Here is a 25,313-nt window from a genome sequence, read left to right on the forward strand (position 1 = left end):
AATGAGCAGGGAACACGGTCAGAGGAGGAAAGCGTCCCGCGTCAGGGACGACGCGGGCCGAGCATGCCATGGATGGCGGCTTTTGCGTCTTTCCGATCTGACCGTGTTCCCTGCGTCCGCACGGTTTCACAGCGGCCCGTAACAGACGTCGTCATTGACCTTCAACGCTATCCTGGTTGAGACAGCCTCTGGCATAGCAGCAAATCAGGCGCGGGCAGCGCGCCAGTACTCAATCAGTCGCAGATAGTTGCCTTTAACCGTCTCAATCAGCGCCTGATCGTCCAGCTCCCCCTGTAACCACTGGCGGGAAGGCTGACCAAAGATCGTGCGGCCTACCGCAAAACCTTTCACCCAGGGCGCTTTGGCCGCCGCGGCGAAGCCCGCTTTAAGCTTCTCTTCGGGCGCATCCAGACCGAGTAACAGAATGCCGCGACAGTGGGGATCCTGCTGCTCAATCAGACCGCTGATCGCCTGCCAGCTTTCCGCCGACAGCGGTGGCAGTTTCCACCAGTCAGGCTGGATGCCCAGACTGTAGAAATGGCTCAACATATCAAAGTAATACGCTTCGTTCTTATCCGGGTTGTTGTCAGGCAGAATCACTTCCAGCAGCAGCTCATGACCGCTTTTGTTACAGCCGTTCCAGACGTCGAGCACCAGCTCATCCTGCTCTTTACGCAGTTCAGCACTGTCATGCGGATGATAGAAGACCAGACATTTCACCACGTGTTCGGCAGGCCAGTCGATCAGCTGCGAGCCGATGTTGCCATGCTCCAGGCGCAGCGGACGCGAGCTCGGCAGCTCAATCGGGCGGCCAATCCACCAGTTCTTACCGGTAATGGCGTTCAGCGCCTTCTGACCGTAGGTCGTATCCGCCAGAATCCCGCTTTTATTCTCTAATCCTGCCTCTCTGGCAGCCTGCTGAGCGGCTTCCAGCAGCAGCAGTTTCAGCTCCGGAATGCGGCTCTCGTCCACGCCCGCTTCCTGCGCCATATCCGCCAGCTGTTTGCGGTGGTCGAAGGCGAAGACATTCAGCTCCGGCCACTGCTGCTTGCGGGTAGTCACGCGGTGCAGATGGTTCAGACGGCTGTCGAGATCGGGACGTTTCACCTCTTTGTCGCGACTCAGGAAATCATCCAGCTCCGCTTTGGTTGGCATGGCGGGCGCACAACCGTGGCGTGATACCACCAGCGCTCCGCAGGCGTTGGCGTAACGGCACGCCTGAGTCCAGCCCTCATCATTCAGCCAGCCGCGCAGCAGGCCAGACATAAAGGCATCGCCCGCGCCCAGCACGTTGAGAACCTCGACGCGTACGCCCGTGTGCAGCTCAGTCTGTTCCCAGCTATCCGGGATCTCGCCTTCAAACACCACGCAACCCAGCGGTCCACGTTTGCAGACCAGCGTCGCCTGACTCGCCTGACGCACGTTTTTCAACGCGGTCAGGGTGTCGGTGCTGCCACCGGCAATATGAAACTCCTCTTCGGTGCCGACGATCAAATCGAAATAGTGCACCACTTCCTGTAACTGCTGCGTGACCTGTGACGACTCAATAAAACGCGTTTCACCGTCGCCCAGAGAGGTCAGTCCCCACAACACCGGGCGGTAATCGATATCCAGCGCCGTGCGCAGGCCGTTGCGGCGGGCGATATCCAGCGCTTTCAGCACCGCTTCGCGGGTCTGAGGATGGGATAAGTGGGTGCCGGTAACCGCCACTGCGCGCGCAGAGGTAATAAAGGCTTCATCGATATCGTCCGGAACCAGACCCATATCGGCGCAGTTATCGCGGTAGAAAATCAGCGGAAAAGTCTCTTCATCTTTGATGCCGAGGATCACCAGTCCGGTCAGACGCTGCGGATCGGTGATTAGCGCATCGGTGTTACAGCCTACGCGCTGCAACTCTTCACGCAGAAAGCGACCATTATGCTCATCTCCCACCCGCGCCAGCATCGCCGATTTCAGCCCCTGAATCGCGGTGCCATAGGCGACATTGCCCGAGGAGCCGCCCAGATATTTAGCAAAGGAGGTGACATCTTCCAGTCGCGCCCCGATTTGCTGGCCATAAAAATCAACGGCGATGCGCCCGATACAAATCACATCAAGCGGTTTCTGTTGTGTACTCATACCTGTGGTTTCCTTCTGTGATTAGCAGCGCTGGCGGGCGTAAAGACCGACACCAGTTACGCTCTGCTTCCGGGTCTGTAGGTGTCTGACTGGCTATGAAGGGAGTATGAGGAATAAAAATTCCATATTCAATACGAAATGAAATATCCATCGCAATTTTGTGAACCAGGTAAAACTCCTGATTGCCGCCCGCCTGCGCGAACTCTGCCAGCGTGATGTGCGGTATGTCAGGGTTGTGAAGGGGATCGCAGGAATCCGCACGCCAGTCAGGCAAGCTGCTGCATTGAAATGAATTTTTTCATCAGGCACCACTCTCTGTTAAACGTTCCAGATTTCCCCACTGCAATCGCCCGCCAGACCTGTTGCCGTCATTAAATTTGATCTCACTCGCAAAATGAAATGTTTCTTCTGTAATCGTGTTTTATGAAAAATATATTTGTTTATAATCGCCTCACGTTTCAGTTATTCAGGTCGCCTTTTCCGCCGATGACAACGCCTGGCGTTCTGTCGCGGAAGTCGGGGTCCACCAGCATGTAAGGAAGAATATGGGCACTATCAGACTGACCACGGCACAGGCGCTGGTTAAATTTCTTGATAATCAATTCATTGATGTCGATGGCGTTGAGACGAAGTTCGTAAAAGGCATCTTCGCCATTTTCGGACATGGCAACGTGCTGGGGCTGGGCCAGGCGCTGGAACAGGATAGCGGCGATCTGGTGGTCTACCAGGGCCGTAATGAGCAGGGCATGGCTCATGCTGCCACCGGCTTTGCGCGCCAGTCGCTGCGCCGCCAGATTATCGCCTGCAGTTCGTCTGTGGGGCCTGGTGCGGCCAATATGATCACCGCCGCGGCGACCGCTACCGCCAACCGCATTCCTCTGCTGCTGCTGCCAGGCGACGTCTTCGCCACCCGCCAGCCCGATCCGGTACTGCAACAGATTGAGCAGAGCTACGATCTCAGCATCAGCACCAACGATGCCTTCCGCGCCGTCAGCAAATACTGGGATCGCGTCAGCCGCCCGGAACAGCTGATGTCCGCCTGTATCAACGCCATGCGCGTACTGACCGATCCGGCAGAAACCGGCGCGGTCACGCTGTCGCTGCCGCAGGATGTGCAGGGCGAAGCCTGGGATTACCCTGACTACTTCTTCCAGAAACGGGTGCACCGTCTGGATCGCCGCCTGCCCGTGGCGGCGCAGCTGGCAGATGCCCTGACGCTAATTAACCGTAAGCGCAAGCCGATGATTATCTGCGGCGGCGGAGTGAAATACTCCGAAGCGGGCGAGGCGCTGCGCCAGTTTGCCGAGCGCTATCAGATTCCCTTTGCGGAGACGCAGGCGGGCAAAGGCACGCTGGTCTCTGACCATCCGCTGAATGTCGGCGGCGTGGGCGAAACCGGCTGTCTGGCGGCTAACCTGCTGGCGAAAGAGGCCGATTTAGTGATCGGCATCGGCACCCGCTACACCGACTTCACTACCGCGTCGAAATGGATTTTCCAGCATCCCGATGTCAGCTTCCTGAACATCAACGTCAGTAACTTTGACAGCTACAAGCTCGATGGCGTGCAGCTGCTGGCCGATGCCCGCGAAGGGCTGACCGCGCTCACCGCCGGTCTGGCCTCGCAGCACTACAGCAACGACTGGGGCAACCAGATTGAGCAGGCACAGAGCCAACTGCTGGAAGAGACGCAGCGTGTCTACCAGGTGGAATATCACGATGGCGACTTTGTGCCGGAGATTGCGGATCATCTCGACCGTAAAGCGGTGTTCGCTGAGTTTAACCGCCTGACCCAGTCGCTGCTGACGCAAAGCAGCGTGCTCGGCACCTTAAATGAGCAACTGCCAAAAGACGCAGTGGTAGTGGCAGCGGCGGGCAGTCTGCCGGGCGACCTGCAGCGCGTCTGGCGCACCAAAGATTACAACGCCTACCACGTTGAATATGGCTACTCCTGCATGGGTTATGAAGTGAATGCCGCGCTGGGTGTGAAGCTGGCGCAGCCGCAGCGCGAGGTCTATGCGCTGGTCGGTGATGGCTCCTTTATGATGCTGCACTCAGAGCTGGTCACCTCGATTCAGGAAGGGGCGAAGATCAACGTAGTGCTGCTGGATAACATGACCAACGGCTGCATCAATAACCTGCAGATGGAACACGGCATGGACAGCTTTACCACCGAGTTCCGGTTCCGTAATGCGGAAGGTGGCAAGCTGGACGGCGGCTTTATTCCGGTCGATTTCGCCGCTATCGCCGCCGGTTATGGCTGTAAAACCTATCGTGTGACCACGCTGGAGCAGCTCAAAGCGGCGCTGGAAGATGCCCGTACCCAGACGGTTTCCACCCTTATCGACATCAAAGTGCTGCCAAAAACCATGATCCACAAATATTTCAGCTGGTGGCACGTCGGCGTGGCGCAGGCCTCGAAGACCGAACGTTCTCAGGCGGTGGCGGACAAGCTCAACAGCCATCTGGATCAGGCACGAAAATATTAATTTCAGGGCCGTGCCGCGGCCCGTTTTGCTCTTCTCCGTACGAACCCTACACAGGTGTAATTATGACTTTGAAACTTGGCGTCATCGGTACAGGTGCAATTGGTCAGGAACATATTCGTCGCTGCAGCCATGTGCTGCAGGGTGCACAGGTGGTTGCCGTCTCTGACATTAATGTCGAAGGCGCGCGTGCCGCACTGCAACGCCTGAATATTGAGGCGGAGGTATTCGAAAATGGACACGACGTGATTCAGTCTCCGAATGTTGATGCGGTGCTGGTCACCTCATGGGATCCGACCCATGAAGAGTTCACCTTAGCGGCGATTGCAGCCGGTAAACCGGTGTTCTGTGAGAAGCCGCTGGCGATGAGCGCTGAGGGCTGCCGCCGGGTCGTGGATGCAGAGATTCAGGCGGGTAAACGCCTGGTGCAGGTCGGCTTTATGCGTCCTTACGATGCGGGCTACCGTGCACTGAAAAAAGTGATCACCGATGGCGATATCGGTGAGCCGCTGATGCTGCACTGCGCGCACCGCAACCCGACCGTGCCGGAGAACTACACCACGCCGATGGCGATTACCAACACCCTGATCCACGAGCTGGATGTGCTGCGCTGGCTGACAAACGATGACTATAAAACGGTGCAGGTGGTCTTCCCGCGCGTCACCTCGAAGTCACACAGTCAGCTGAAAGATCCGCAGATCGTGCTGTTTGAAACCCAGAAAGGGGTTCGCATTGACGTCGAGATCTTCGTTAACTGCGCTTACGGCTATGACATCCAGTGTGAAGTGGTGGGTGAAGAGGGGATTGCGCGCTTGCCAGAGCCCTCTTCGGTGCAGCTGCGCAAAGAGGCCCGCCTGTCGAACACCATTCTGGTGGACTGGAAAGATCGCTTTATCGAGGCGTATGACGTTGAGCTTCAGGCGTTTATCAACGACATCAAAGCGGGCCAGTTGACCGGTCCTTCTGCCTGGGATGGCTTTGCCGCCTCAGTCGCCGCCGATGCCTGCATTAAAGCGCAGAACAGTGGTGCGATTGAGCCGGTAGAGATGCCGCCGCGTCCTGCTTTCTATAACTGATTTAGCTGTCTATGCGGCATGGCCGCTCTCCGCCTGGGAATAAGATAATGAACAAAGAGAATGTAAAACTGGCGATCGCCCCGATCGGCTGGACCAACGATGACATGCCGGATCTCGGCAGTGAGAATACCTTCCAGCAAACCGTCAGTGAGATGGCGCTGGCTGGCTTTACCGGCAGCGAAGTAGGCAGCAAATATCCTCGCGATCCGGCGATCCTGAAACCGATGCTCGACATTCGCGGCATCGAAATCTGTAACGCCTGGTTCAGCACCTTTTTCGCCAACGGCGACAAACAGAAAACCATCGAACAGTTCATCGAGCATATGAACTTCCTGCATGCGATGGGCGCGCGGGTGATTGGCTGTTCTGAACAGAGTAAAAGTATTCAGGGCACCGGGCTTGCGGTGTTTGAAGAGAAGGCCATTTTCAGCGATGAAGAGTGGCAGTTAACCGCGGAAGGCTACAACGAACTGGCCCGCATCGCGGCGGAGAAGGGGATGCGCGTGACGCTGCATCACCACATGGGCACCGGCATTCAGACCACTGAAGAGATTGACCGGTTTATGGAGATGACCGACGAGCAGGTCGGTTTGCTCTATGACACCGGCCACGTCTACTACTCCGAAGGCTCCCAGCAGAAGATGCTGGCGGTACTGGAGAAATATCTGCCGCGCATCTTCCACGTGCATCTTAAGGATGTGCGTGATGAGGTGGTCGCCGAGGTGCGTGAGAACCATCTCTCGTTCCTGGAAGGAGTGAAAAAGGGCACCTTTACCGTACCGGGCGATGGCGTGATCGACTTCAGACCGGTGTTCAAAATCCTGGATGATTACGGCTATAAAGGCTGGATGGTGGTTGAAGCGGAGCAGGATCCGGCACTGGCCAATCCGTTTGAATATGCGGTGAAAGCGCGGAAATATATTCGCGAGAATGCAGGTTTATAAAAAGCCCTTCTGACCGAAGGCTGGCTTCCCCGTGCAGGGAAGCCAGCCTTTTGTTTTACTTCAGCGTAATGCTTTTCACGATGTTGTCAGCATCGCTCTGCGCCTGCTGCTGATTATCACCTGGCAGTGTAATCTGCAGCGTCACCAGTTTGCCATCCACTTTCGCCAGAACCACTGAAGACCATGAGGTCTGGTTGTTGGCAGAGATCACCGTATCCAGCTGCTGTGCGGGCTGATCTTTCAGCGTCACAGATTTGTTCGACACCACCTGCAACTGCGGATCGCGGTTACGCTGCTGCTGTTCCATACGCTGCGACAGCACATCCAGACCATCATTGGTCGGGTCACCGGCAATCACAATAATGGCGCGGGCACCGGTTTCATCCGCATAAACGTGCATGTTAGTGGTCTGCGAACCCAGTTTACCGCTTTTATCGGACATGCCTGGTGGCAGCGAGAAGCTCAGTTTGCCATCCATCAGCGTGACGGTTTGCGCCGACTGACTGGCGCTGACGCCGTTGTCATTCGCCGCTTCATCTTTCTTCTGGTCACAGGCCGCTAAGCCGAGTACCAGTAAACCCATTCCTACATATTTCACCAGGTTGCGCATCAGAATCCCTTTTTAAGTTTCCAGTCAGGCATTAATACAACAGGAATCAGGTTGCAAACGCAACCTGATGATTGTCAGAAGATCTTAGCGGATAGTAGTGGAAACCGTATGGGCGCTTAGCCGAAATTGACCTGGCGGGCGGTCTGGCGTTCAGCCAGACGTTTCAGCGCCGCGTTGAGCAGCACGCCGTAGGCGGGCAGGAAGAAGACCATGCAGATCAGCACTTTGAAGCTGTAATCCACCAGGGCAATCTCAACCCAGTGCTGCGCCATAAACGCATCGGGGCTTTTATAGAAGGCGATAAAGAAGAAGGCCAGCGTATCGCTGATATTCCCGAGAAACATGGCGCAGCCCGGCGCAATCCACCACTGTGGCAGGCGACGCAGACGGTTGAACACGTGAACGTCGAGGATCTGACCCAGCGCGTAAGCCATAAAGCTGGCGCAGGCGATACGGGCAACAAACAGATTCATCACTTCCAGTGCCTGCCAGCCCTGCCATTCACCCTGATAGAACAGCGCCGAGACACTGTAAGAGATAAACAGCGCCGGGATCATCACGGCCAGAATAATGCGTCGGGCCAGCGGTGCGCCAAAAATACGCACGGTGAGGTCGGTCGCCAGGAAGATAAACGGGAAGCTGAATGCACCCCAGGTGGTGTGGAAGCCAAACACTGAAATAGGCAACTGAACCAGATAGTTACTCGAAGTGATCACCAGCAGGTGAAACAGCGATAACCAGAAAAGCGCATGCATGCGCTGACGCGAAGAAAATGCGAGCATATTCAACCTTTTTAATGTTGGGGTGAGGGAACCCATTGCGGGACGCCGTTCGGGCAGCGCCTGGCAGTTTTATGAGCAAAAAGCGGCGGCATCTTACCGCGTTGTGCTTTTTATGCAATGGTTAATTTTAGCGCAATCGTTATCGCCTTGCTTCACCGCCAGCACGCGCTAGAATGAGCGCCCTTTACCTGAACTGAGTTGATTATGAGCGATGCTTTTTCCTCTGCCGATCATCAGCTGGATGCCCGTGGCCTGCGTTGCCCGGAGCCGGTGATGATGGTGCGCAAAACCGTACGCAGCCTGCAGGATGGCGAGACGTTGCTGATCATCGCCGATGATCCGGCCACCACGCGTGATATTCCCGGCTTCTGCCGCTTTATGGAACATGGCTTGCTGGCGCAGCAAACCGACACGCTGCCCTATCAGTTTCTGATCCGCAAAGGCATGGCGGGTTGACGACAGCCGTACAGGCCGCCGTTAACCTCACTCTTCAGATCAGAAGCCGCCTGCTCAGGCGCGGCGACGCAGTAACCGCAGCGCGTTGGCGGTGACCAGCGCGGTCGCACCCGAATCTGCCAGCACCGCCAGCCAGAGTCCGGTCAGACCCAGCAGGGTTGTGACCAGGAAAATCGCCTTTAGCCCCAGCGCAATACCGATATTCTGACGGATGATGCGCCGAGTCCGGCGTGCCAGCGCAATCATCGGAGCCAGATTGCTGAGCTGATTACGCGTCAGGGCAGCATCGGCCGCTTCCAGCGCCACATCGGTGCCGCTGCCCATCGCAATGCCCAGCGTTGCCGCTTTCATTGCTGGCGCGTCGTTAATGCCATCCCCGACCATCGCCAGCGGCTGTTGCTGACTCAGTTCGCGGATCGCCGCGACTTTATCGGCGGGCAGCAGACTGGCGCGATAATCAATATCGAGCTGGCGGGCAATGGTCGCCGCAGCGCGCGGATTGTCGCCGGTCAGCATCAGGCTCTCAATACCCAGCTTTTTCAGCGCCTTTAACGCCTCGACGGCGTCGTCGCGCAACTGATCGCGCAGAGCCAGCGCACCCAGCGCTTCGCCATCGCGCATCAGCACCACCAGGGTTTCACCTTCAGCTTCCTGTTGCGCTATCTGCGCATTTTGCTGCGGCGTCAGACCGGGTGCATGGCCGGGCGTCAGCAGCTGAATCTGCTGGCCAGCGACTTTCGCGCTGATGCCGCGTCCCGCCTGCACCTGCTGATCCTGCGCGTCAGGAATCACCAGATCACGCGCCTGCGCGGCCGCCACGATAGCGCTGGCCAGCGGATGGGTGGCACCCTGTTCCGCAGCGGCGCTCAGCGCCAGCATCTCTGACTCGCTGGCCGTGCCAAAGCGCAGGATCTGCGTCAGCTGTGGCTTGCCCAGCGTCAGAGTACCGGTTTTATCAAACGCCATTCTGCGCACCGAACTCAGCCGCTCCAGCGCCGCACCGCCTTTGATCAGTGCGCCCTGTCGCGCCGCCGCAGCCAGCCCGGAGGTAATGGCGGCAGGCGTGGAGATCACCAGCGCACAGGGGCAGCCAATCAACAACAGTGTCAGCCCTTTGTAGATCCAAGGCTGCCAGTCGCCTGCGCCGAGCAGGGGCGGCACCACCATCACCAGCAGCGACAGCAGCATGACCAGCGGCGTGTAAATACGGCTGAACTGGTCGATAAAGCGTTCGACCGGCGCACGATGCGTTTCCGCTTCTTCAATCAGCTGCAGGATACGGTCGATCGCGCTTTCACCCGGCTTCGACACCACTTCCAGCATCACCAGCCGGTCAACGCTGGTGGCACCGGCAAGAATTTTTTCGCCGCTGGCCCGCGTTACCGGCAGCGATTCACCGGTCAGCGCGCTCTCATCGAAACTGGCAAGCGGGCTGATTAAGCTGCCATCGACCGGCAAGCGGCTGCCCGCCGCGACTTCAATCACATCGCCGGGTTGCAGCGCTGCGAGCGGTACCTCAGTACGTTTGCCCTGTTCAAGACGGATCGCCGATTCAGGCCGCAACGCCATCAGGCTGGTAACGCCGCTGCGCGCCCTGGAAGCGGCATAGCTTTCCAGCTGTTCGCCCAGCTGAAACAGCACCAGCACCATCGCGGCTTCAGCGTGTGCGCCAATAATCAGTGCGCCAGCTGACGCCAGCGTCATTAATGTCTCAATAGTAAAAGGCGATCCGCTGCGCAGACGCTGCCAGGCGCCGCGCGCCACCGGGACCAGGCCGACCAGCGTGGTCAGCACAAACAGCCGATCGCCCCAGGCGGGCGCGAACTGGCTGAGAATGCTACTGGCAAGCACCAGCAGCGCCAGCAAAATCAGCATTCGGTTATGCTGCCAGCCCGGCGTAGCGGGGGATGTGGCCGACGTGGCTGATGGGGTTGCGAGCTGGAAGCCGGCTTTTTTCACCGCCTGTTCAACGGCGTTTTGTACATCGTGTTCAGCGTTGACCACCAGTTTCTCGCTGCTGAACAAGACACGGGCGTCGGTCACGCCACTTACCTGACGGACAGCGGTTTCAATGGTGCGAGCACACGACGGGCAATCCATCCCGCTGACCTGCCAGCTAAAGGGATAACTGTCGGCACCTCGCCGGTCGCTTTCCTCAGCGGTGTCGGCGTCGTTGCCAGGGCTGCAGTGACTGTCACAGCAACAGCCTGCCGTCTCGGCAGGTACAGGCGTCGCGGCGTGAATAGAAAGGGAGAGGGGGCGGGCCTGGCGAACCTGGCACAGCGGTTTTGCTGCGGCGTGACTGGCACGGGGTTTGCCGCAGCCACAGGCGTGATGTTGATGCATATGACCTCCAGAGTGTAAGGATAGTGGGATGAGCAACGCAGCCCATCCCTTATCCTACACTCTGGAGTGAACTCCAGAGTCAAGGCTATTTTTTCAGACGACCCACAACGAGCGCACGATCATAAAGTGACCGGCGAAGTAGCAGGCGGCGACAATCGCGCTGTCGGCGGTAAAGCGGCGACGATAGTGTGAGATAAACCAGACGGCGTTTGCCAGCAGCAGCAGACCTGCACCAACCATAATCGAGAAGCTGTAATCGGTCGGGCGGAAGAAGTACTGCTCGGTCGCTATCCAGGTCATCACCAGCGTCATGCCGATAAAGGTGCAGACAGGCCAGCGCAGATCTTCCAGTCGGCTCCAGATGATGCCAATCAGGGCGGCACCGATGATGAGCAGCGTCAGCGGAATCGGCCAGAAGAAGGTCATGGTCATGCTGGCGGCGAAGCAGAGGGTATAAAGCAGGTGCGACAGGAAGAAAGCCCCGATGGCATAGAGCATCTGCTGACGCGGCAGCAGCGTTAGCGCATCACCGACCAGCGTCGCGACCAGACCGGCCAGAATCAGGTAGTCCGTAGTCTGCAGCACCGGTGCCTGCCAGGCCAGCCCGACAAGCAGCAGCAGCGTGACCGGCTTAAATAACCAGCGTTGCCATTGCGGGCCGCGATAGGTGGCGTCGACATAGAGCCAGCCGGAGAAAAGTACAGCGAGGAAAGACCAGAGCATTGTTTCTCCCTTTTTTGTTCAAAATGGTGAAAGATCCCAAAATATCCCTTCCAGTTTAGGTTAAGCCTCTGAGATGTGACAATCAGGCAACTCTGGTTGTATGCTTTGCCGCCTGATTAATCATCCTGCAGGCACAAGAACGCTATGAGCAAACCGCCGCTAATCTTTATTATCGTTCTGGCGATTATCGCCGTGCTGGCGACCCGTCAGTTCATTAAGCAACGCCGGGAAGTGGCGGTGAATGACGCTTCACCCGAGCGCTCTCTGCAGGCTGAGGTCAGAACCAAACGTGAATTTCCTGCACCCAATCGCCGTTCACGGCAGCGGGAAGTGATCGCCGGGGAAGAGATGCGCTACGAGGTGCTGTTTCACCCGCTGAACGGTGCCAGCGACATCAAAGTGCAGCTTAAAGAGGCGGAATATCATCAGCTGGACAAGGGCGCCAGAGGTGAACTGAAGATGCAGGGCACGCGCTTTATCAGCTTCACACCCCGGCAGTAACCGGCGGGCATTGCGCCCGCCCGGAATTATTTCTTGCGTGGGAAGTTTTTCTTCTGCCAGGCGACCAGTTCGAACACCCCGAACAGAAACACTTTGGCCTGGGTGACGCGGTCAATCGGCGGCGCATCTTTGGTCTGCGTGGTGCGAAGTAACACCAGCTGCAGGCCATGCATCAGGATCATGAAAATCAGCGCAACGTTGATAAAATAAGTCAGCGGTTTCGGGTAGGGATGAACCAGGTTAGCCAGCAGAAATCCCCACACGCATAGCATCAACAGACGCCCCAAATTAAGTAACATCCTGCGTCTCCTGTTGACGTTGATACAAACGATAAGCCACTTGTCCGGCTATTTTCTCGCGATAAAGATCCCACTCTGGCGGCACCGGCGGTGCGCCATTTTCCACTTCACTTTCGACGTAAATCAGCGCCTGATCGGCCAGCCAGTGATTCTGCTCCAGCAGCTGTAACGTCTGTTCCAGCAATCCCTGACGAAACGGCGGATCGATAAACACCACATCAAAGGGTTCACCTGGCTGTGCCAGCCAGTTTAACGCATTGGTCTGAATCACGGTGCCATTACTGGCGCGCAACGTCTGCAGATTTTTTGTCAGCTGCTGCGCCACCGGCCGTTCCAGCTCCAGCAGCGTCGCCGATCCCGCGTAACGCGACAGGGCTTCCAGTCCTAATGCGCCGCTACCGGCAAAGCAGTCGAGGCAGCGCGCATCTGGCAGCACCGGGGCCAGCCAGTTAAACAGCGTCTCACGTACCCGATCGGTGGTCGGGCGCAGTCCGGCGCTGTCCGGCACCGGCAGTTTGCGTCCGCGCCACTGGCCGCCAATGATGCGAATCTGCCCGGCACCGCCTGTACTGCGGGGGTTTTTATTCATCTTGCTCACAACTCGTCATAATTTGTTGCGTAGTTTAACGGGCGAATCGGTGAGAAGAAACGTTAAAAAAGGGTGCTGTGGTGAGCTGGCTGGAAAGTGTTAGACTACTGAGTTGCTGAAGTCATGCATTATTCTGCGGTTTACGCCGGTCTGGCGCTGACCAACTTTCATTGATTTACCCCTGGAAACCACGCGCGACCGGGACAAAGCCATCGAGGAGTGTCGTCACACAATGGCAAAAGAGAAAAAACGTGGCTTTTTTTCCTGGCTGGGATTTGGCAAAGAGGAAGAGAAACAACCTGTCGCGGAGGAGCAGACACAAGAGGTCGCAGAACCCGCAGAGCAGCAGGCAGAACAGGACGCCCCGGCATTAAGCCAGGCTGAAGCGCAAGCGGAAGAGACTGTCGTTATCACCGAAACGGTGGCCGGGCAGCAGCGTGAGGCGGAAGTCACCGCGGCAGCGCCGCACGAGTCAGCACCCATGGTGCTGGATGAAGCTGCGCCGATTGAGGCCGATCCTGAAGCGCTACTGGAAATCGCCGCACCTGAACATGACGCGACGCCGGTTATTGACGCCGACGACGTGGTAAAGCCAGCCGTTGATGCGGAACCCGCGGATGCGCCGTTAAGCGAAGAAGAGCTGACCGCGCTGGCACTGGGCGATGCAGCGATCGTTGAAACCCCGGACAGCGAAGCGGACGCGCCGTTAAGCGAAGAAGAGCTGACCGCGCTGGCGCTGGATGACGCCGGGATCGTTGAAACCCCGCACAGCGAAGCCGAAGCGCCGTTAAGCGATGAAGCGCTGACGCCGGACGAGGCTGCGATCGTTGAAACATCGGACAGCGAAACGGAAGCACCGCTCACCGAAGAAGAGCTGACCGCACTGGCACTGGGCGAAGCCGAAGTCACCGACGCGGAACCGGCAGAGACATTATCCGATACCGTCAGCGATCTCCCGCTGGCCGCCGCGCCACTCATCGTGCAGGAGCAGGAGCGTCCCAGCAAAGAGGGCTTCTTTGCCCGCCTGAAGCGCAGCCTGGTGAAAACCCGTCAGAACCTCGGTTCCGGTTTTATCAGCCTGTTCCGTGGCAAAAAGATTGATGATGAGCTGTTTGACGAGCTGGAAGAGCAACTGCTGATTGCGGATGTGGGTGTGGATACCACTCGCCGCATCATCACGCATCTGACCCAGCAGGCAAACCGCAAGCAGCTGCGTGACGCGGAAGCGCTCTTCGGCCTGCTGAAAGCGGAGATGGCCTCGATTCTGGCGAAAGTGGACGCGCCACTGGACGTCTCAGGCAAAACGCCGTTTGTGATCCTGATGGTTGGCGTCAATGGTGTAGGTAAAACCACCACCATCGGTAAACTGGCGCGCCAGTATCAGGCTGAAGGCAAATCCGTGATGTTAGCGGCTGGTGATACCTTCCGCGCCGCGGCTGTTGAGCAGCTGCAGGTGTGGGGCCAGCGCAATAACATTCCGGTGATTGCTCAGCACACCGGTGCAGATTCCGCTTCGGTGATCTTCGATGCTATTCAGGCGGCTAAATCGCGTGGCGTTGACGTGCTGATTGCCGATACCGCGGGTCGTCTGCAGAACAAATCGCACCTGATGGAAGAGCTGAAAAAAATCACCCGCGTGATGAAGAAACTGGATGATTCAGCGCCACACGAAGTGATGCTGACGCTGGATGCCAGCACCGGACAGAATGCGGTCAGCCAGGCCCGACTGTTTAACGAAGCCGTTGGCGTGACCGGGATTGCGCTCACCAAGCTGGATGGCACCGCCAAAGGCGGCGTGATCTTCTCGGTGGCCGATCAGTTCGGTATTCCGATTCGCTACATCGGCGTCGGTGAAGGCATTGAAGATTTACGGCCGTTTAAGGCAGAAGATTTTATTGAGGCACTGTTTGCCCGAGAGGACTAATTAGGATGATTCGCTTTGAAGAGGTCAGTAAGGCATATCTCGGCGGACGTCAGGCGCTGCAGGGGGTAGATTTCCGTCTGCGTCCCGGCGAAATGGCGTTTCTGACCGGCCACTCCGGTGCCGGTAAAAGTACCTTGCTGAAGCTGATTTGTGGCATTGAGCGCCCGAGTGCCGGAAAAATCTGGTTCAGCGGCCATGACATTTCCCGCCTGCGTAACAGCGAGGTGCCTTTCCTGCGTCGTCAGATCGGCATGATTTTCCAGGATCACCACCTGCTGATGGATCGTTCGGTTTATGAAAATGTGGCGATCCCGCTGATTATCTCCGGTGCCAGCGGCGAAGACATTCGTCGTCGCGTTTCGGCGGCACTGGATAAAGTGGGTCTGCTCGACAAAGCGAAAAGTTATCCGATTCAGCTTTCTGGCGGTGAACAGCAGCGTGTGGGCATCGCCCGTGCGGTGGTGAACAAGCCAGCCGTGCTGCTGGCCGATGAACCGACCGGTAACCTTGACGACGCGCTGTCAGAAGATATTCTGCGCCTGTTCGAAGAGTTTAACCGCGTCGGCGTCACCGTCCTGATGGCGACGCATGACAGCGGTCTTATCGCCCGACGCAACTACCGGATGATGACGCTGAATCAGGGACGTCTGCACGGAGGCCACGATGGTCAATAAACGTATTAAACGTCCGGCTGCGCCGAAAGCGAAGCAGCAGTCGAAGAGCAAAGCGCTGAAAGGCGGCTGGCAGGAGCAGTGGCGCTATGCGCTGCGCGGTACGCTTTCTGATATGTGGCGTCAGCCGCTGGCAACCCTGCTGACGGTGATGGTCATCGCCATTTCACTGACGCTGCCCAGCGTCTGCTACATGGTATGGAAAAACGTCAGCCAGGCGGCAACGCAGTGGTATCCGGCGCCGCAGTTAACCGTTTATCTCTCCAAAACGCTGGATGACACGGCGGCAGAAAACGTGGTGGCGCAGCTCAAGCAGGTCGAAGGCGTGGATAACGTCAACTACCTGACGCGGGAAGAGGCGCTGAACGAGTTCCGCAACTGGTCAGGCTTTGGCGGCGCAATGGATATGCTGGAGCAGAATCCGCTGCCTGCGGTGGCCATCATCACGCCTAAGCTCAATTTCCAGAACTCAGACACCATGCAAAGCCTGCGCGATCGGGTAACTAAAGTGCAGGGCGTGGATGAAGTGCGGATGGATGATAGCTGGTTTGCGCGGCTGGCGGCGCTGACCGGGCTGGTGGGGCAGATCGCCTCAATGATTGGCGTGCTGATGATCGTGGCGGTGTTCCTGGTGATCGGTAACAGCGTCCGGCTCAGCATCTTTGCCCGACGCGACACCATTAACGTGCAGAAGCTGATTGGTGCCACTGACGGCTTTATCCTGCGTCCGTTCCTCTATGGCGGGGCGCTGCTGGGCTTCAGCGGGGCAGTGCTGTCGCTGCTGCTGTCGGAAGTGCTGGTGCTGCGTCTGCAGTCCGTTGTTGCCAGTGTGGCGACGGTATTTGGTACCACCTTCTCGCTGGAAGGCTTCTCGTGGGATGAGGCGCTGCTGCTGTTACTGATTGCGGCGATCATCGGCTGGGTGGCTGCGTGGCTGGCAACGGTACAACATTTACGTCGATTTACGCCGCAGTAAACGCCTGCAACATTTTTTTGTTATAATGGTCCTCTGCTACCGATGGTGGGTGCAGAGGATATTTCCCCTCTTCCTTTCCTGTCATCTGTGTGTAAAATATTCACCGCTATAATTGAACTTGTGGATAACTTTACCACTCTAAGTAGCACAGATTGCTTTCGGATTTCGCGCGACGTTGACGTAATGTATCGTCTGCGCAGGGAAATGTGCGGCAATTCCACTGAATTTGTGAGGGTTTGAATGACCAAAGAAATGCAAACTTTAGCTATTGCTCCTCTTGGCAACCTGGAGTCTTACGTCCGGGCTGCGAATACCTGGCCGATGCTCTCGGCAGAAGAGGAAAAAGCGTTGGCTGAACGGCTGCATTACCAGGGCGATCTGGATGCGGCAAAGACGCTGATCCTGTCTCACCTACGCTTTGTAGTTCATATCGCTCGTAATTACTCCGGCTACGGTCTGCCACAGGCTGACCTGGTCCAGGAAGGCAATATCGGCCTGATGAAAGCGGTACGTCGCTTCAACCCAGAAGTGGGCGTGCGTCTGGTTTCGTTTGCCGTGCACTGGATTAAAGCGGAGATTCACGAATACGTGCTGCGTAACTGGCGTATCGTGAAAGTCGCGACCACCAAAGCACAGCGTAAGCTGTTCTTTAACCTGCGTAAAACCAAGCAGCGTCTGGGCTGGTTCAATCAGGACGAAGTCGAGATGGTTGCGCGTGAGCTGGGCGTAAGCAGCAAAGATGTGCGTGAAATGGAATCGCGTATGGCCGCGCAGGATATGACCTTTGATATGTCTGCCGACGACGAGAGCAGCGAAGGCCGATCTATGGCACCCGTGCTTTATCTTCAGGATAAAACCTCTGACTTTGCTGACGGTATTGAAGAGGATAACTGGGATGCGCACGCGGCTGACAAGCTGAGCTATGCGATGGAAGGTCTGGATGAGCGTAGTCAGCACATCATTCGCGCCCGCTGGCTGGACGAAGACAATAAAACCACGCTGCAGGAGCTGGCCGATCAGTACGGCGTGTCAGCCGAACGTGTCCGGCAGCTGGAGAAGAACGCCATGAAGAAACTGCGTATGGCGATCGAAGCGTAACGCACTTCGACATCTTAAGGGGCGACTTTATGTCGCCCTTTTTGTTTTTCTGCGCCTGACTATTCTACCGCCATTATCCAGCCATCACTCTGCGCCCTGAAGCCACACGCCTGCATAAAGGCTGCCCGCACCTGCTGATCGTCACTGCCATCATCGGCAATCCACCAGTCCGCTATCGACCCATTCTGCCTGATCGTCTCCTCCAGTAAATATTGTCCCACCCCGCGTCGGCGCGTGACATCGCGCACCGACAGCCGGTGAACTTTGCCGTGGATCCCGGCGATTTCCAGCTGCAAACCCGCCAGTAGCCGGTCGTTAAAACGGGCAGCATAGAGACGATGGCGCTCATCCAGCTGCTGCTCCAGTTGTTCAATCTCCAGATCCGGCCAGACTTTGCCAAGATCGATGCGGTCCTGCGCGGTCAGCGTGGTTAAACGCTGGATAGTGAGCTTCATAACAAAAACCTCTGTAACAGGGGAAAGTGCAGCGAAAATGTACAACCAGAGTGCTACCACATTTTCATCAATAAAACAGGTCAAAAGATGGTCGGGATGCCAGGATGATAGTTGTAAACAGGGATAGCGTGCGATCAATCCAGCATAACGCGCTGGCAAAGCGGTGAAAAACCGGCCGTTGCCTCCAGTGTATTATGCTGTTTCACTCAGTCAATTCTGAATATGTCAGTTGATTTACAGAAGAAACTTCCTGTTTAATAACCTGAAAAATAAAGCCTTATTAATAAAAAATGTCAGAAAAGTACGCTAACTCATTCATGCTTAATCAGTTTTCGACTTTATCTGACAGCACAAACACTCACAACATACACGACAAAACAAATGGGGTAGTCAGGATGAAAATGAAAGGTCGCGCATTACTGGCGGGATGTGTAGCACTGGCGATGAGCCATGCGGCGCTGGCTGAAGATATCAAAGTAGCGATTGTCGGCGCAATGTCTGGCCCGGTGGCGCAGTACGGCGACATGCAATTCGCCGGTGCGACTCAGGCGATTGAAGATATCAACGCCAAAGGCGGTGTTAACGGCAACAAACTGGTTGCGGTGAAATATGACGACGCCTGTGACCCGAAACAGGCGGTTGCGGTAGCGAACAAGGTGATTAACGACGGCATCCGCTACGTGATCGGCCATCTCTGCTCTTCATCCACCCAGCCCGCTTCTGACATCTATGAAGATGAAGGCGTGCTGATGATTACCCCGGCGGCGACCGCCCCTGACCTGACTTCCCGCGGCTATAAACTGATTATGCGCACCACTGGTCTCGACTCCGATCAGGGTCCGACCGCCGCGAAATATGTGATGAGCGAGCTTAAACCGCAGCGTATCGCCGTGGTGCATGACAAACAGCAGTATGGCGAAGGCCTGGCGCGCTCCGTACAGGAGAGCCTGAAAAAGCAGGGCGCTAATATCGTGATGTTTGAAGGTATCACCGCTGGCGATAAAGATTTCTCTACGCTGGTCGCGCGCTTCAAGAAAGAGAACGTCGATTTCGTCTATTTCGGCGGTTACTACCCGGAAATGGGCCAGATCGTGCGTCAGGCACGTGCTGCGGGCCTGAAAACCCAGTTTATGGGACCGGAAGGCGTGGGTAACGCCTCGCTGTCCAACATCGCCGGTGCCGCTTCTGAAGGCATGCTGGTGACCCTGCCAAAACGCTATGACCAGGTTGAAACCAACAAACCGATCGTGGAAGCGCTGAAAGCGAAGAAACTGGATCCGACCGGACCGTTCGTCTGGACCACCTATGCCGCACTGCAGTCGCTGGCAACCGGCATGGAGCGCAGCAAGAGCGCTGAGCCGGACGCTATCGTGAAAAACCTCAAGGAAGGTGCCGCGGTGCCAACCGTGATGGGCAACCTTAACTGGGATGAGAAGGGTGACCTTAAGGGCTTTGAATTCGGCGTCTTTAAATGGCATGCCGATGGCACCTCGACTGCTGTGAAGTAAACCAGGCTGTTTTGTGGTGAGCGGGAGGCCGGTTAACCGGTTTCCCCTGACCAGCGACACGAACGCCTGGTGCTGGTCTGCCAGGCGTTTTTTGTACCCCGATCGCCCATGATCGGTTAAGTAAGGGTCAAGGTATGTCCGAGCAGTTTCTCTATTTTATTCAGCAGATGTTTAACGGTGTGACCCTGGGCAGCACCTACGCGCTGATCGCCATCGGTTACACCATGGTTTACGGCATTATCGGCATGATCAACTTCGCCCACGGCGAGGTCTACATGATCGGTAGCTATGTCTCCTTTATCGTGATTGCCGCCCTGATGATGATGGGCATCGACACCACCTGGCTGATGATTGCGGCCGGCTTTGTGATGGCGGTAATTATCTCCAGCGCCTACGGCTGGAGCATTGAGCGCGTCGCCTACCGGCCTGTGCGCTCGTCCAAGCGCCTGATTGCGCTGATCTCCGCCATCGGGATGTCAATATTCCTGCAAAACTACGTCAGCCTGACGCAGGGTTCACGCGACCTGGCGCTGCCGAGTCTGATTACCGGACAGTGGACGGTAGGCGAGAGCAACGGCTTTGCCGCTACCATCTCCACCATGCAGATAGTGATCTGGGTGGTGACGTTCCTGGCGATGCTGGCGCTGACCACCTTTATTCGCTATTCACGCATGGGCCGCGCCTGCCGCGCCTGCGCAGAAGACCTGAAAATGGCCAGCCTGCTGGGGATAAACACCGACCGCGTGATCTCGCTGACCTTTGTTATCGGTGCCGCGATGGCTGCGGTGGCGGGCGTATTGCTGGGACAGTTCTACGGTTCAATCAACCCCTTCATCGGCTTTATGGCAGGCATGAAGGCGTTCACCGCCGCCGTGCTGGGCGGGATTGGCAGTATTCCGGGCGCGATGATTGGTGGTCTGGTACTGGGCATCGCCGAGGCGCTGACCTCGGCCTATCTCAGTACGGAATATAAAGATGTGGTCTCGTTTGCCCTGCTGATTGTGGTGCTGCTGGTGATGCCGACCGGGATTCTGGGCCGCCCGGAGGTCGAAAAAGTATGAAGACTTCCTTTATCAATGCCCTGATCTCCTCGGTGATGCTGCTGGTACTCGCCACCTTCTTTATGGGGCTGCGCCTGAATCTGGACGGCACTAATCTGGTAGTGCAGAACGCCGGCAGCGTGCGCTGGAACTGGATCGCCACAGGCTGTGCGGTGGTGTTTCTGTTTCAGCTGCTGCGTCCGGTATGGCAAAGCGGCCTGAAGAAAATCTCGGGTCCGGCGCTGGTGTTACCGGGTCTGGATGGCTCGACGCCGAAGCAGAAACTGGTGATGGCGGTGCTGATTATCGCCGCCGTTGCCTGGCCATTCCTGGTGTCACGCGGCACCGTCGATATCGCCACCATGACGCTGATCTACGTGATGCTCGGTCTGGGCTTAAACGTGGTGGTCGGCCTCTCTGGCCTGCTGGTGCTGGGTTATGGCGGCTTTTACGCCATCGGTGCCTACACCTTTGCGCTGCTGAACCACTATTACGGTCTCGGCTTCTGGCAGTGCCTGCCGCTCTCCGGCATAGTTGCCGCGCTGTTTGGTCTGCTGCTGGGCTTCCCGGTGCTGCGACTGCGCGGCGACTATCTGGCGATAGTGACGCTGGGCTTCGGTGAGATCGTGCGTATTCTGCTGCTGAACAATACCGCCCTGACCGGCGGGCCGAACGGCATCAGCCAGATCCCGAAACCGACGTTGTTTGGTCTGGAATTTGGCCGTACGCCGCGTGAAGGCGGCTGGGATACCTTCCATAACTTCTTTGGGCTGAAGTACGATCCCAGCGACCGCATTATCTTCCTCTACCTGGTGGCGCTGCTGCTGGTGGTGCTGACGCTGTTTGTGATCAACCGGCTGCTGCGGATGCCGCTGGGCCGTGCCTGGGAAGCCCTGCGCGAGGATGAGATTGCCTGTCGTTCACTGGGCCTCAGCCCGACCCGCATCAAGCTGACCGCCTTTACCATCAGTGCCGCGTTTGCCGGTTTTGCCGGCAGCCTGTTCGCGGCACGTCAGGGCTTTGTCAGCCCGGAATCCTTTACCTTTGTCGAATCCGCCTTTGTGCTGGCGATTGTCGTCCTGGGCGGGATGGGGTCGCAGTTTGCGGTGATTCTGGCCGCCATCCTTCTGGTGGTGTCACGCGAGCTGATGCGCGATCTCAATGAGTACAGCATGCTGGTGCTGGGTGGCCTGATGGTGCTGATGATGATCTGGCGTCCGCAGGGCCTGTTGCCGATGAAGCGTCCGCATCTGAAGCTCAGAACCGGTAAACAAGGAGAGCAGGCATGATTCAGCCTTTATTAGCCGTTGAAGGCCTGATGATGCGCTTCGGCGGGCTGTTAGCCGTGAACAATGTGGCGCTGGAGCTGCGTCCGCAGGAGATCGTTTCGCTGATTGGCCCCAACGGTGCCGGTAAAACCACCGTGTTCAACTGCCTGACCGGCTTTTACAAGCCAACCGGCGGGACGATCACATTGCGTGAGCAGCATCTTGAAGGGTTGCCGGGCCAGAAGATTGCGCGGATGGGCATCGTGCGGACGTTCCAGCACGTGCGTCTGTTCCGTGAGATGACGGTCATTGAGAACCTGCTGGTGGCGCAGCATCAGCATCTGAAAAGCGGCGTATTTTCCGGTCTGCTGAAAACCCCGGCGTTTCGCCGCAGTGAGAACGAGGCGCTGGATCGTGCGGCGACCTGGCTGGAGCGGGTGGGGCTGCTGGATCTGGCTAACCGTCAGGCAGGCAATCTGGCCTATGGTCAGCAGCGTCGGCTGGAGATTGCGCGCTGTATGGTGACGCGCCCGGAAATCCTGATGCTGGATGAACCGGCGGCGGGCCTTAACCCCAAAGAGACGCACGAGCTGGATGCGCTGATTGCGGAGCTGCGTGGCGAACATAAGGTGTCGGTGCTGCTGATTGAACATGATATGAAGCTGGTGATGGGGATTTCTGACCGTATTTATGTGGTCAATCAGGGAACGCCGCTGGCTAACGGAACGCCGGAAGAGATTCGTAATAACCCGGATGTCATTCGTGCCTATTTAGGAGAGGCCTGAGATGGCAAATGCGATGTTAACCATTGAGAACGTCAGCGCCCACTACGGCAAAATTCAGGCGCTGCACAACGTCAGCCTCTATATCAATCAGGGCGAAATCGTCACCCTGATTGGCGCTAACGGTGCCGGAAAAACCACGCTGCTGGGTACGCTGTGCGGCGAACCGCGCGCGACGCAGGGCACCATTACCTTTGATGGCAAAACCATTACCGACTGGCAAACCTCACGCATTATGCGTGAAGCGATCGCCATCGTGCCGGAAGGCCGGCGGGTCTTTTCGCGCATGACGGTAGAAGAGAACCTGGCGATGGGGGGCTTTTTTGCAAGCCGTCCGGACTATCTGACGCGGATCAAGCGCGTTTATGAACTCTTCCCGCGGCTGGAGGAGCGTAAAATCCAGCGCGCCGGGACGATGTCGGGCGGCGAACAGCAGATGCTGGCGATTGGCCGTGCGCTGATGAGCCAGCCGCGCCTGCTGTTGCTGGACGAACCGTCGCTGGGACTGGCACCGATCATTATTCAGCAGATCTTCGACACCATTGAGCAGCTGCGCAGCGAGGGGATGACGATTTTCCTGGTGGAGCAGAATGCTAATCAGGCGCTGAAGCTGGCGGATCGGGGTTATGTGCTGGAGAACGGGCATGTGGTGCTTGAAGACACAGGTGCAGCACTTCTTTCCAACGAAGCCGTCCGCAGTGCTTACTTAGGTGCCTGATGGGGCACGGCCTGGCTTACTTGCCATTTCGACACCGGGCAGTGCTCGTAATCCTCACGTATATATATACGCTCCGGTTACTGCACGCTTTGGTACACAGGCCTGGCTTACTGGTCAGGTCGCGGTTGGGCAGTGCTCGCCATCCTCACGTATATGTGTACGCTCCGGTGGCTGCGCGCTTTGGTACACAGGCCTGGCTTACTGGTCAGGTTGCGGTTGGGCAGTGCTCGCCATCCTCACGTACTACGTGTACGCTCCGGTGGCTGCGCGCTGTCCGCCCGCAACCTGCCTGCGCCGCCGACGGCCTTCAAAATGGGTGTGTGATGCGCCGCCGACGGCCGTAAGTGTCGGTGTTAGAGGGGCCGCCATCGCCTTTTGCATTTGGTGAAGTAGAATCCGCTGCGGGCTTTTTTACTGCCCAGCCGCTCTGCAAATTATGTAACCAAAACCTGGCAGCAGTGACGCGTTACCGCTGCGCTGCCAGCCTCCTCTTTTGCGCATACCGGTCTGTCACCCGGCTGTCATCTTTCTGTTATTAATCCTTCATTTCCCCATGTCATGTTACTTCGCGAAACAGAAATCCGTGATTTCACGCGTATTTACCTGCACAGGAAAATTCTATGTCCGTCGTTACCTTTCGTCGTAGCCTGATGAGCGTGCTGCTCGGTCTGACGCTCAGCAGCCATGCCATGGCCGCCACTGAGATCCCTTTCTGGCACTCTATGGAAGGCGAGCTAGGCAAAGAAGTGGATTCGCTGGCACAGCGTTTTAACCAGACGCATCCCGATTACAAAATTGTTCCGACCTACAAAGGTAACTACGAGCAGAGCCTGGCAGCAGGGATTGCGGCAGTGCGCAGCGGCAAAGCCCCTGCGGTGCTGCAGGTTTATGAAGTCGGTACGGCGACCATGATGGCCTCGCAGGCGATTGTGCCGGTGCATCAGGTCTTCAAAGACGCCGGAATCCCCTTTGATGAAAAGCAGTTCGTGCCAACGGTGGCGGGCTACTACAGCGACAGCAAAGGTCAGCTGATCTCTCAGCCGTTCAACAGCTCGACGCCAGTGCTCTACTACAACAAAGATGCCTTTAAAAAAGCAGGTCTGAACCCGGACCAGCCGCCGAAAACCTGGCAGGAGCTGGCGACGGATGCCGCTGCACTGCGCAAATCGGGCATGAGCTGTGGCTACGCCAGCGGCTGGCAGGGCTGGATCCAGATTGAAAACTTCAGTGCCTGGCACGCTCTGCCGGTAGCGACCAAAAACAACGGGTTTGACGGACTTGATGCGGTGCTGGAGTTCAACAAGCCGGTACTGGTTCGTCATATCGAGCTGCTGGAAGCGATGAACAAGAAAGGGGACTTCACCTACTTTGGCCGCAAAGATGAGTCCACCGCCAAGTTCTACAACGGCGACTGCGGCATCACCACTGCCTCATCGGGTTCGCTGGCTGATATCCGTCATTACGCCAAATTCAACTTCGGTGTTGGCATGATGCCGTATGACGAGACCGTGCCGAATGCGCCGCAGAACGCCCTGATCGGCGGTGCCAGCCTGTGGGTGATGAAAGGCAAAGATGCCGCAACCTACAAAGGTGTGGCTGAGTTTATGCAGTTCCTCGCTAAACCGGAAATCGCCGCGGAATGGCACCAGAAAACCGGCTATCTGCCGATTACCACCGCCGCCTACGAGCTGACTAAACAGCAGGGCTTCTACGATAAGAATCCGGGCGCGGATATCGCTACCCGTCAGATGATGAACAAGCCGCCACTGCCGTTTACCAAAGGCATGCGTCTGGGCAACATGCCGCAGATTCGTACCGTGATCGACGAAGAGCTGGAAAGCGTCTGGACCGGCAAGCAGTCGCCGCAGAACGCGATGGATAACGCAGTGAAACGCGGTAACGAGTTGCTGCGCCGCTTCCAGCAGCAGGTGAAGTAATCTCTCCTT

Annotated in this window: 23 protein-coding genes; 15 read left to right on the top strand and 8 right to left on the bottom strand. The window is 57.1% G+C overall.

What is annotated here, in order from left to right; genetic code table 11:
* Window positions 1-204: 204 nt before the first annotated feature.
* Entirely contained in the window at window positions 205-2,118 is a 1,914-nt protein-coding gene (locus ACO6VX_RS16775; protein WP_064704118.1) for a bifunctional 5-dehydro-2-deoxygluconokinase/5-dehydro-2-deoxyphosphogluconate aldolase, read from the bottom strand.
* A gap of 545 nt (window positions 2,119-2,663) precedes the next feature.
* Here ACO6VX_RS16775 and iolD point away from each other — a divergent pair.
* The 3 genes from iolD to iolE all read left to right on the top strand — a co-directional run bounded on the left by iolD (window position 2,664) and on the right by iolE (window position 6,621).
* Window positions 2,664-4,604: a 3D-(3,5/4)-trihydroxycyclohexane-1,2-dione acylhydrolase (decyclizing) gene (gene iolD, locus ACO6VX_RS16780; protein ID WP_256850117.1), complete on the top strand. Its 1,941-nt coding sequence runs from the start codon at window positions 2,664-2,666 to the stop codon at window positions 4,602-4,604.
* Between the two features lie 62 nt (window positions 4,605-4,666).
* Window positions 4,667-5,677, top strand: a complete 1,011-nt coding sequence (locus ACO6VX_RS16785) for a Gfo/Idh/MocA family protein (protein ID WP_033780961.1) — start codon at window positions 4,667-4,669, stop codon at window positions 5,675-5,677.
* Window positions 5,678-5,724: 47 nt separating this feature from the next.
* Window positions 5,725-6,621 carry a myo-inosose-2 dehydratase gene (iolE, locus tag ACO6VX_RS16790; RefSeq protein ID WP_010253335.1) on the top strand — a complete coding sequence of 299 codons (897 nt, stop codon included), beginning with the start codon at window positions 5,725-5,727 and terminating at the stop codon, window positions 6,619-6,621.
* A 55-nt stretch (window positions 6,622-6,676) separates the two neighbouring features.
* On the opposite strand, the gene ACO6VX_RS16795 is transcribed toward iolE, so the two are convergent.
* Window positions 6,677-7,231 carry a DcrB family lipoprotein gene (locus ACO6VX_RS16795; protein ID WP_010253333.1) on the bottom strand — a complete coding sequence of 185 codons (555 nt, stop codon included), beginning with the start codon at window positions 7,229-7,231 and terminating at the stop codon, window positions 6,677-6,679.
* A 116-nt stretch (window positions 7,232-7,347) separates the two neighbouring features.
* Window positions 7,348-8,013 carry a 7-cyano-7-deazaguanine/7-aminomethyl-7-deazaguanine transporter gene (locus ACO6VX_RS16800; RefSeq protein ID WP_010253331.1) on the bottom strand — a complete coding sequence of 222 codons (666 nt, stop codon included), beginning with the start codon at window positions 8,011-8,013 and terminating at the stop codon, window positions 7,348-7,350.
* A gap of 204 nt (window positions 8,014-8,217) precedes the next feature.
* On the opposite strand from ACO6VX_RS16800, the gene tusA reads away from it, so the two are divergent.
* Window positions 8,218-8,469, top strand: a complete 252-nt coding sequence (gene tusA / locus ACO6VX_RS16805; RefSeq protein WP_010253330.1) for a sulfurtransferase TusA — start codon at window positions 8,218-8,220, stop codon at window positions 8,467-8,469.
* Window positions 8,470-8,523: 54 nt separating this feature from the next.
* On the opposite strand, the gene ACO6VX_RS16810 is transcribed toward tusA, so the two are convergent.
* Entirely contained in the window at window positions 8,524-10,815 is a 2,292-nt protein-coding gene (locus ACO6VX_RS16810) for a zinc/cadmium/mercury/lead-transporting ATPase (protein ID WP_064691026.1), read from the bottom strand.
* A 93-nt stretch (window positions 10,816-10,908) separates the two neighbouring features.
* The gene (locus tag ACO6VX_RS16815; protein WP_010253326.1) at window positions 10,909-11,538 is read right to left on the bottom strand and encodes a lysoplasmalogenase; all 630 of its coding nucleotides are present in this window, start codon (window positions 11,536-11,538) and stop codon (window positions 10,909-10,911) included.
* 144 nt (window positions 11,539-11,682) lie between these two features.
* On the opposite strand from ACO6VX_RS16815, the gene ACO6VX_RS16820 reads away from it, so the two are divergent.
* Window positions 11,683-12,039 (top strand): DUF2500 domain-containing protein, encoded by a 357-nt coding sequence (locus ACO6VX_RS16820; protein ID WP_010253324.1) that lies wholly within the window; start codon window positions 11,683-11,685, stop codon window positions 12,037-12,039.
* 26 nt (window positions 12,040-12,065) lie between these two features.
* On the opposite strand, the gene ACO6VX_RS16825 is transcribed toward ACO6VX_RS16820, so the two are convergent.
* Together ACO6VX_RS16825 and rsmD are read right to left on the bottom strand one after the other, a co-directional pair.
* Window positions 12,066-12,338: a DUF1145 family protein gene (locus ACO6VX_RS16825; protein WP_003852192.1), complete on the bottom strand. Its 273-nt coding sequence runs from the start codon at window positions 12,336-12,338 to the stop codon at window positions 12,066-12,068.
* Entirely contained in the window at window positions 12,328-12,927 is a 600-nt protein-coding gene (gene rsmD / locus ACO6VX_RS16830) for a 16S rRNA (guanine(966)-N(2))-methyltransferase (RefSeq protein ID WP_033759058.1), read from the bottom strand. Before rsmD ends, ACO6VX_RS16825 begins: the two co-directional genes overlap by 11 nt.
* A gap of 232 nt (window positions 12,928-13,159) precedes the next feature.
* Here rsmD and ftsY point away from each other — a divergent pair, with 232 nt between their 5' ends.
* From ftsY to rpoH, 4 genes are all read left to right on the top strand, one after another.
* Entirely contained in the window at window positions 13,160-14,851 is a 1,692-nt protein-coding gene (gene ftsY / locus ACO6VX_RS16835; protein WP_061901966.1) for a signal recognition particle-docking protein FtsY, read from the top strand.
* 5 nt (window positions 14,852-14,856) lie between these two features.
* Complete coding sequence (gene ftsE / locus ACO6VX_RS16840) at window positions 14,857-15,525, top strand: cell division ATP-binding protein FtsE (RefSeq protein ID WP_010253318.1); 669 nt, start codon at window positions 14,857-14,859, stop codon at window positions 15,523-15,525.
* Entirely contained in the window at window positions 15,515-16,498 is a 984-nt protein-coding gene (ftsX, locus tag ACO6VX_RS16845) for a permease-like cell division protein FtsX (protein WP_010253316.1), read from the top strand. Before ftsE ends, ftsX begins: the two co-directional genes overlap by 11 nt.
* 240 nt (window positions 16,499-16,738) lie before the next feature.
* Window positions 16,739-17,596, top strand: coding sequence for an RNA polymerase sigma factor RpoH (gene rpoH, locus ACO6VX_RS16850; protein WP_010253314.1), 858 nt, complete (start codon window positions 16,739-16,741; stop codon window positions 17,594-17,596).
* Window positions 17,597-17,655: 59 nt separating this feature from the next.
* Here rpoH and panM read toward each other — a convergent pair whose 3' ends face one another.
* On the bottom strand, window positions 17,656-18,051 hold the full coding sequence (gene panM / locus ACO6VX_RS16855; protein WP_010253313.1) for an aspartate 1-decarboxylase autocleavage activator PanM: 396 nt from the start codon (window positions 18,049-18,051) through the stop codon (window positions 17,656-17,658).
* A gap of 395 nt (window positions 18,052-18,446) precedes the next feature.
* Here panM and ACO6VX_RS16860 point away from each other — a divergent pair, with 395 nt between their 5' ends.
* The 6 genes from ACO6VX_RS16860 (at window position 18,447) to ugpB (ending at window position 25,304) form a co-directional block, all read left to right on the top strand.
* Window positions 18,447-19,559 (top strand): branched-chain amino acid ABC transporter substrate-binding protein, encoded by a 1,113-nt coding sequence (locus ACO6VX_RS16860; RefSeq protein WP_010253311.1) that lies wholly within the window; start codon window positions 18,447-18,449, stop codon window positions 19,557-19,559.
* 134 nt (window positions 19,560-19,693) lie between these two features.
* On the top strand, window positions 19,694-20,620 hold the full coding sequence (livH, locus tag ACO6VX_RS16865; protein WP_009087789.1) for a high-affinity branched-chain amino acid ABC transporter permease LivH: 927 nt from the start codon (window positions 19,694-19,696) through the stop codon (window positions 20,618-20,620).
* On the top strand, window positions 20,617-21,888 hold the full coding sequence (locus ACO6VX_RS16870; RefSeq protein ID WP_010253305.1) for a high-affinity branched-chain amino acid ABC transporter permease LivM: 1,272 nt from the start codon (window positions 20,617-20,619) through the stop codon (window positions 21,886-21,888). The genes livH and ACO6VX_RS16870 overlap by 4 nt, the downstream gene beginning before the upstream one ends.
* Window positions 21,885-22,652 carry a high-affinity branched-chain amino acid ABC transporter ATP-binding protein LivG gene (livG, locus tag ACO6VX_RS16875; protein ID WP_022624012.1) on the top strand — a complete coding sequence of 256 codons (768 nt, stop codon included), beginning with the start codon at window positions 21,885-21,887 and terminating at the stop codon, window positions 22,650-22,652. Before ACO6VX_RS16870 ends, livG begins: the two co-directional genes overlap by 4 nt.
* Before the next feature lies 1 nt (window position 22,653).
* Window positions 22,654-23,367, top strand: a complete 714-nt coding sequence (gene livF / locus ACO6VX_RS16880) for a high-affinity branched-chain amino acid ABC transporter ATP-binding protein LivF (protein WP_022624013.1) — start codon at window positions 22,654-22,656, stop codon at window positions 23,365-23,367.
* A gap of 620 nt (window positions 23,368-23,987) precedes the next feature.
* Window positions 23,988-25,304, top strand: a complete 1,317-nt coding sequence (gene ugpB, locus ACO6VX_RS16885; RefSeq protein WP_031592699.1) for a sn-glycerol-3-phosphate ABC transporter substrate-binding protein UgpB — start codon at window positions 23,988-23,990, stop codon at window positions 25,302-25,304.
* Window positions 25,305-25,313: the final 9 nt, after the last annotated feature.

Origin of the sequence: Pantoea sp. BJFS-204, assembly GCF_049310725.1 — a bacterium.
GTDB classification, from domain to species: Bacteria; Pseudomonadota; Gammaproteobacteria; order Enterobacterales; family Enterobacteriaceae; genus Pantoea; species Pantoea agglomerans.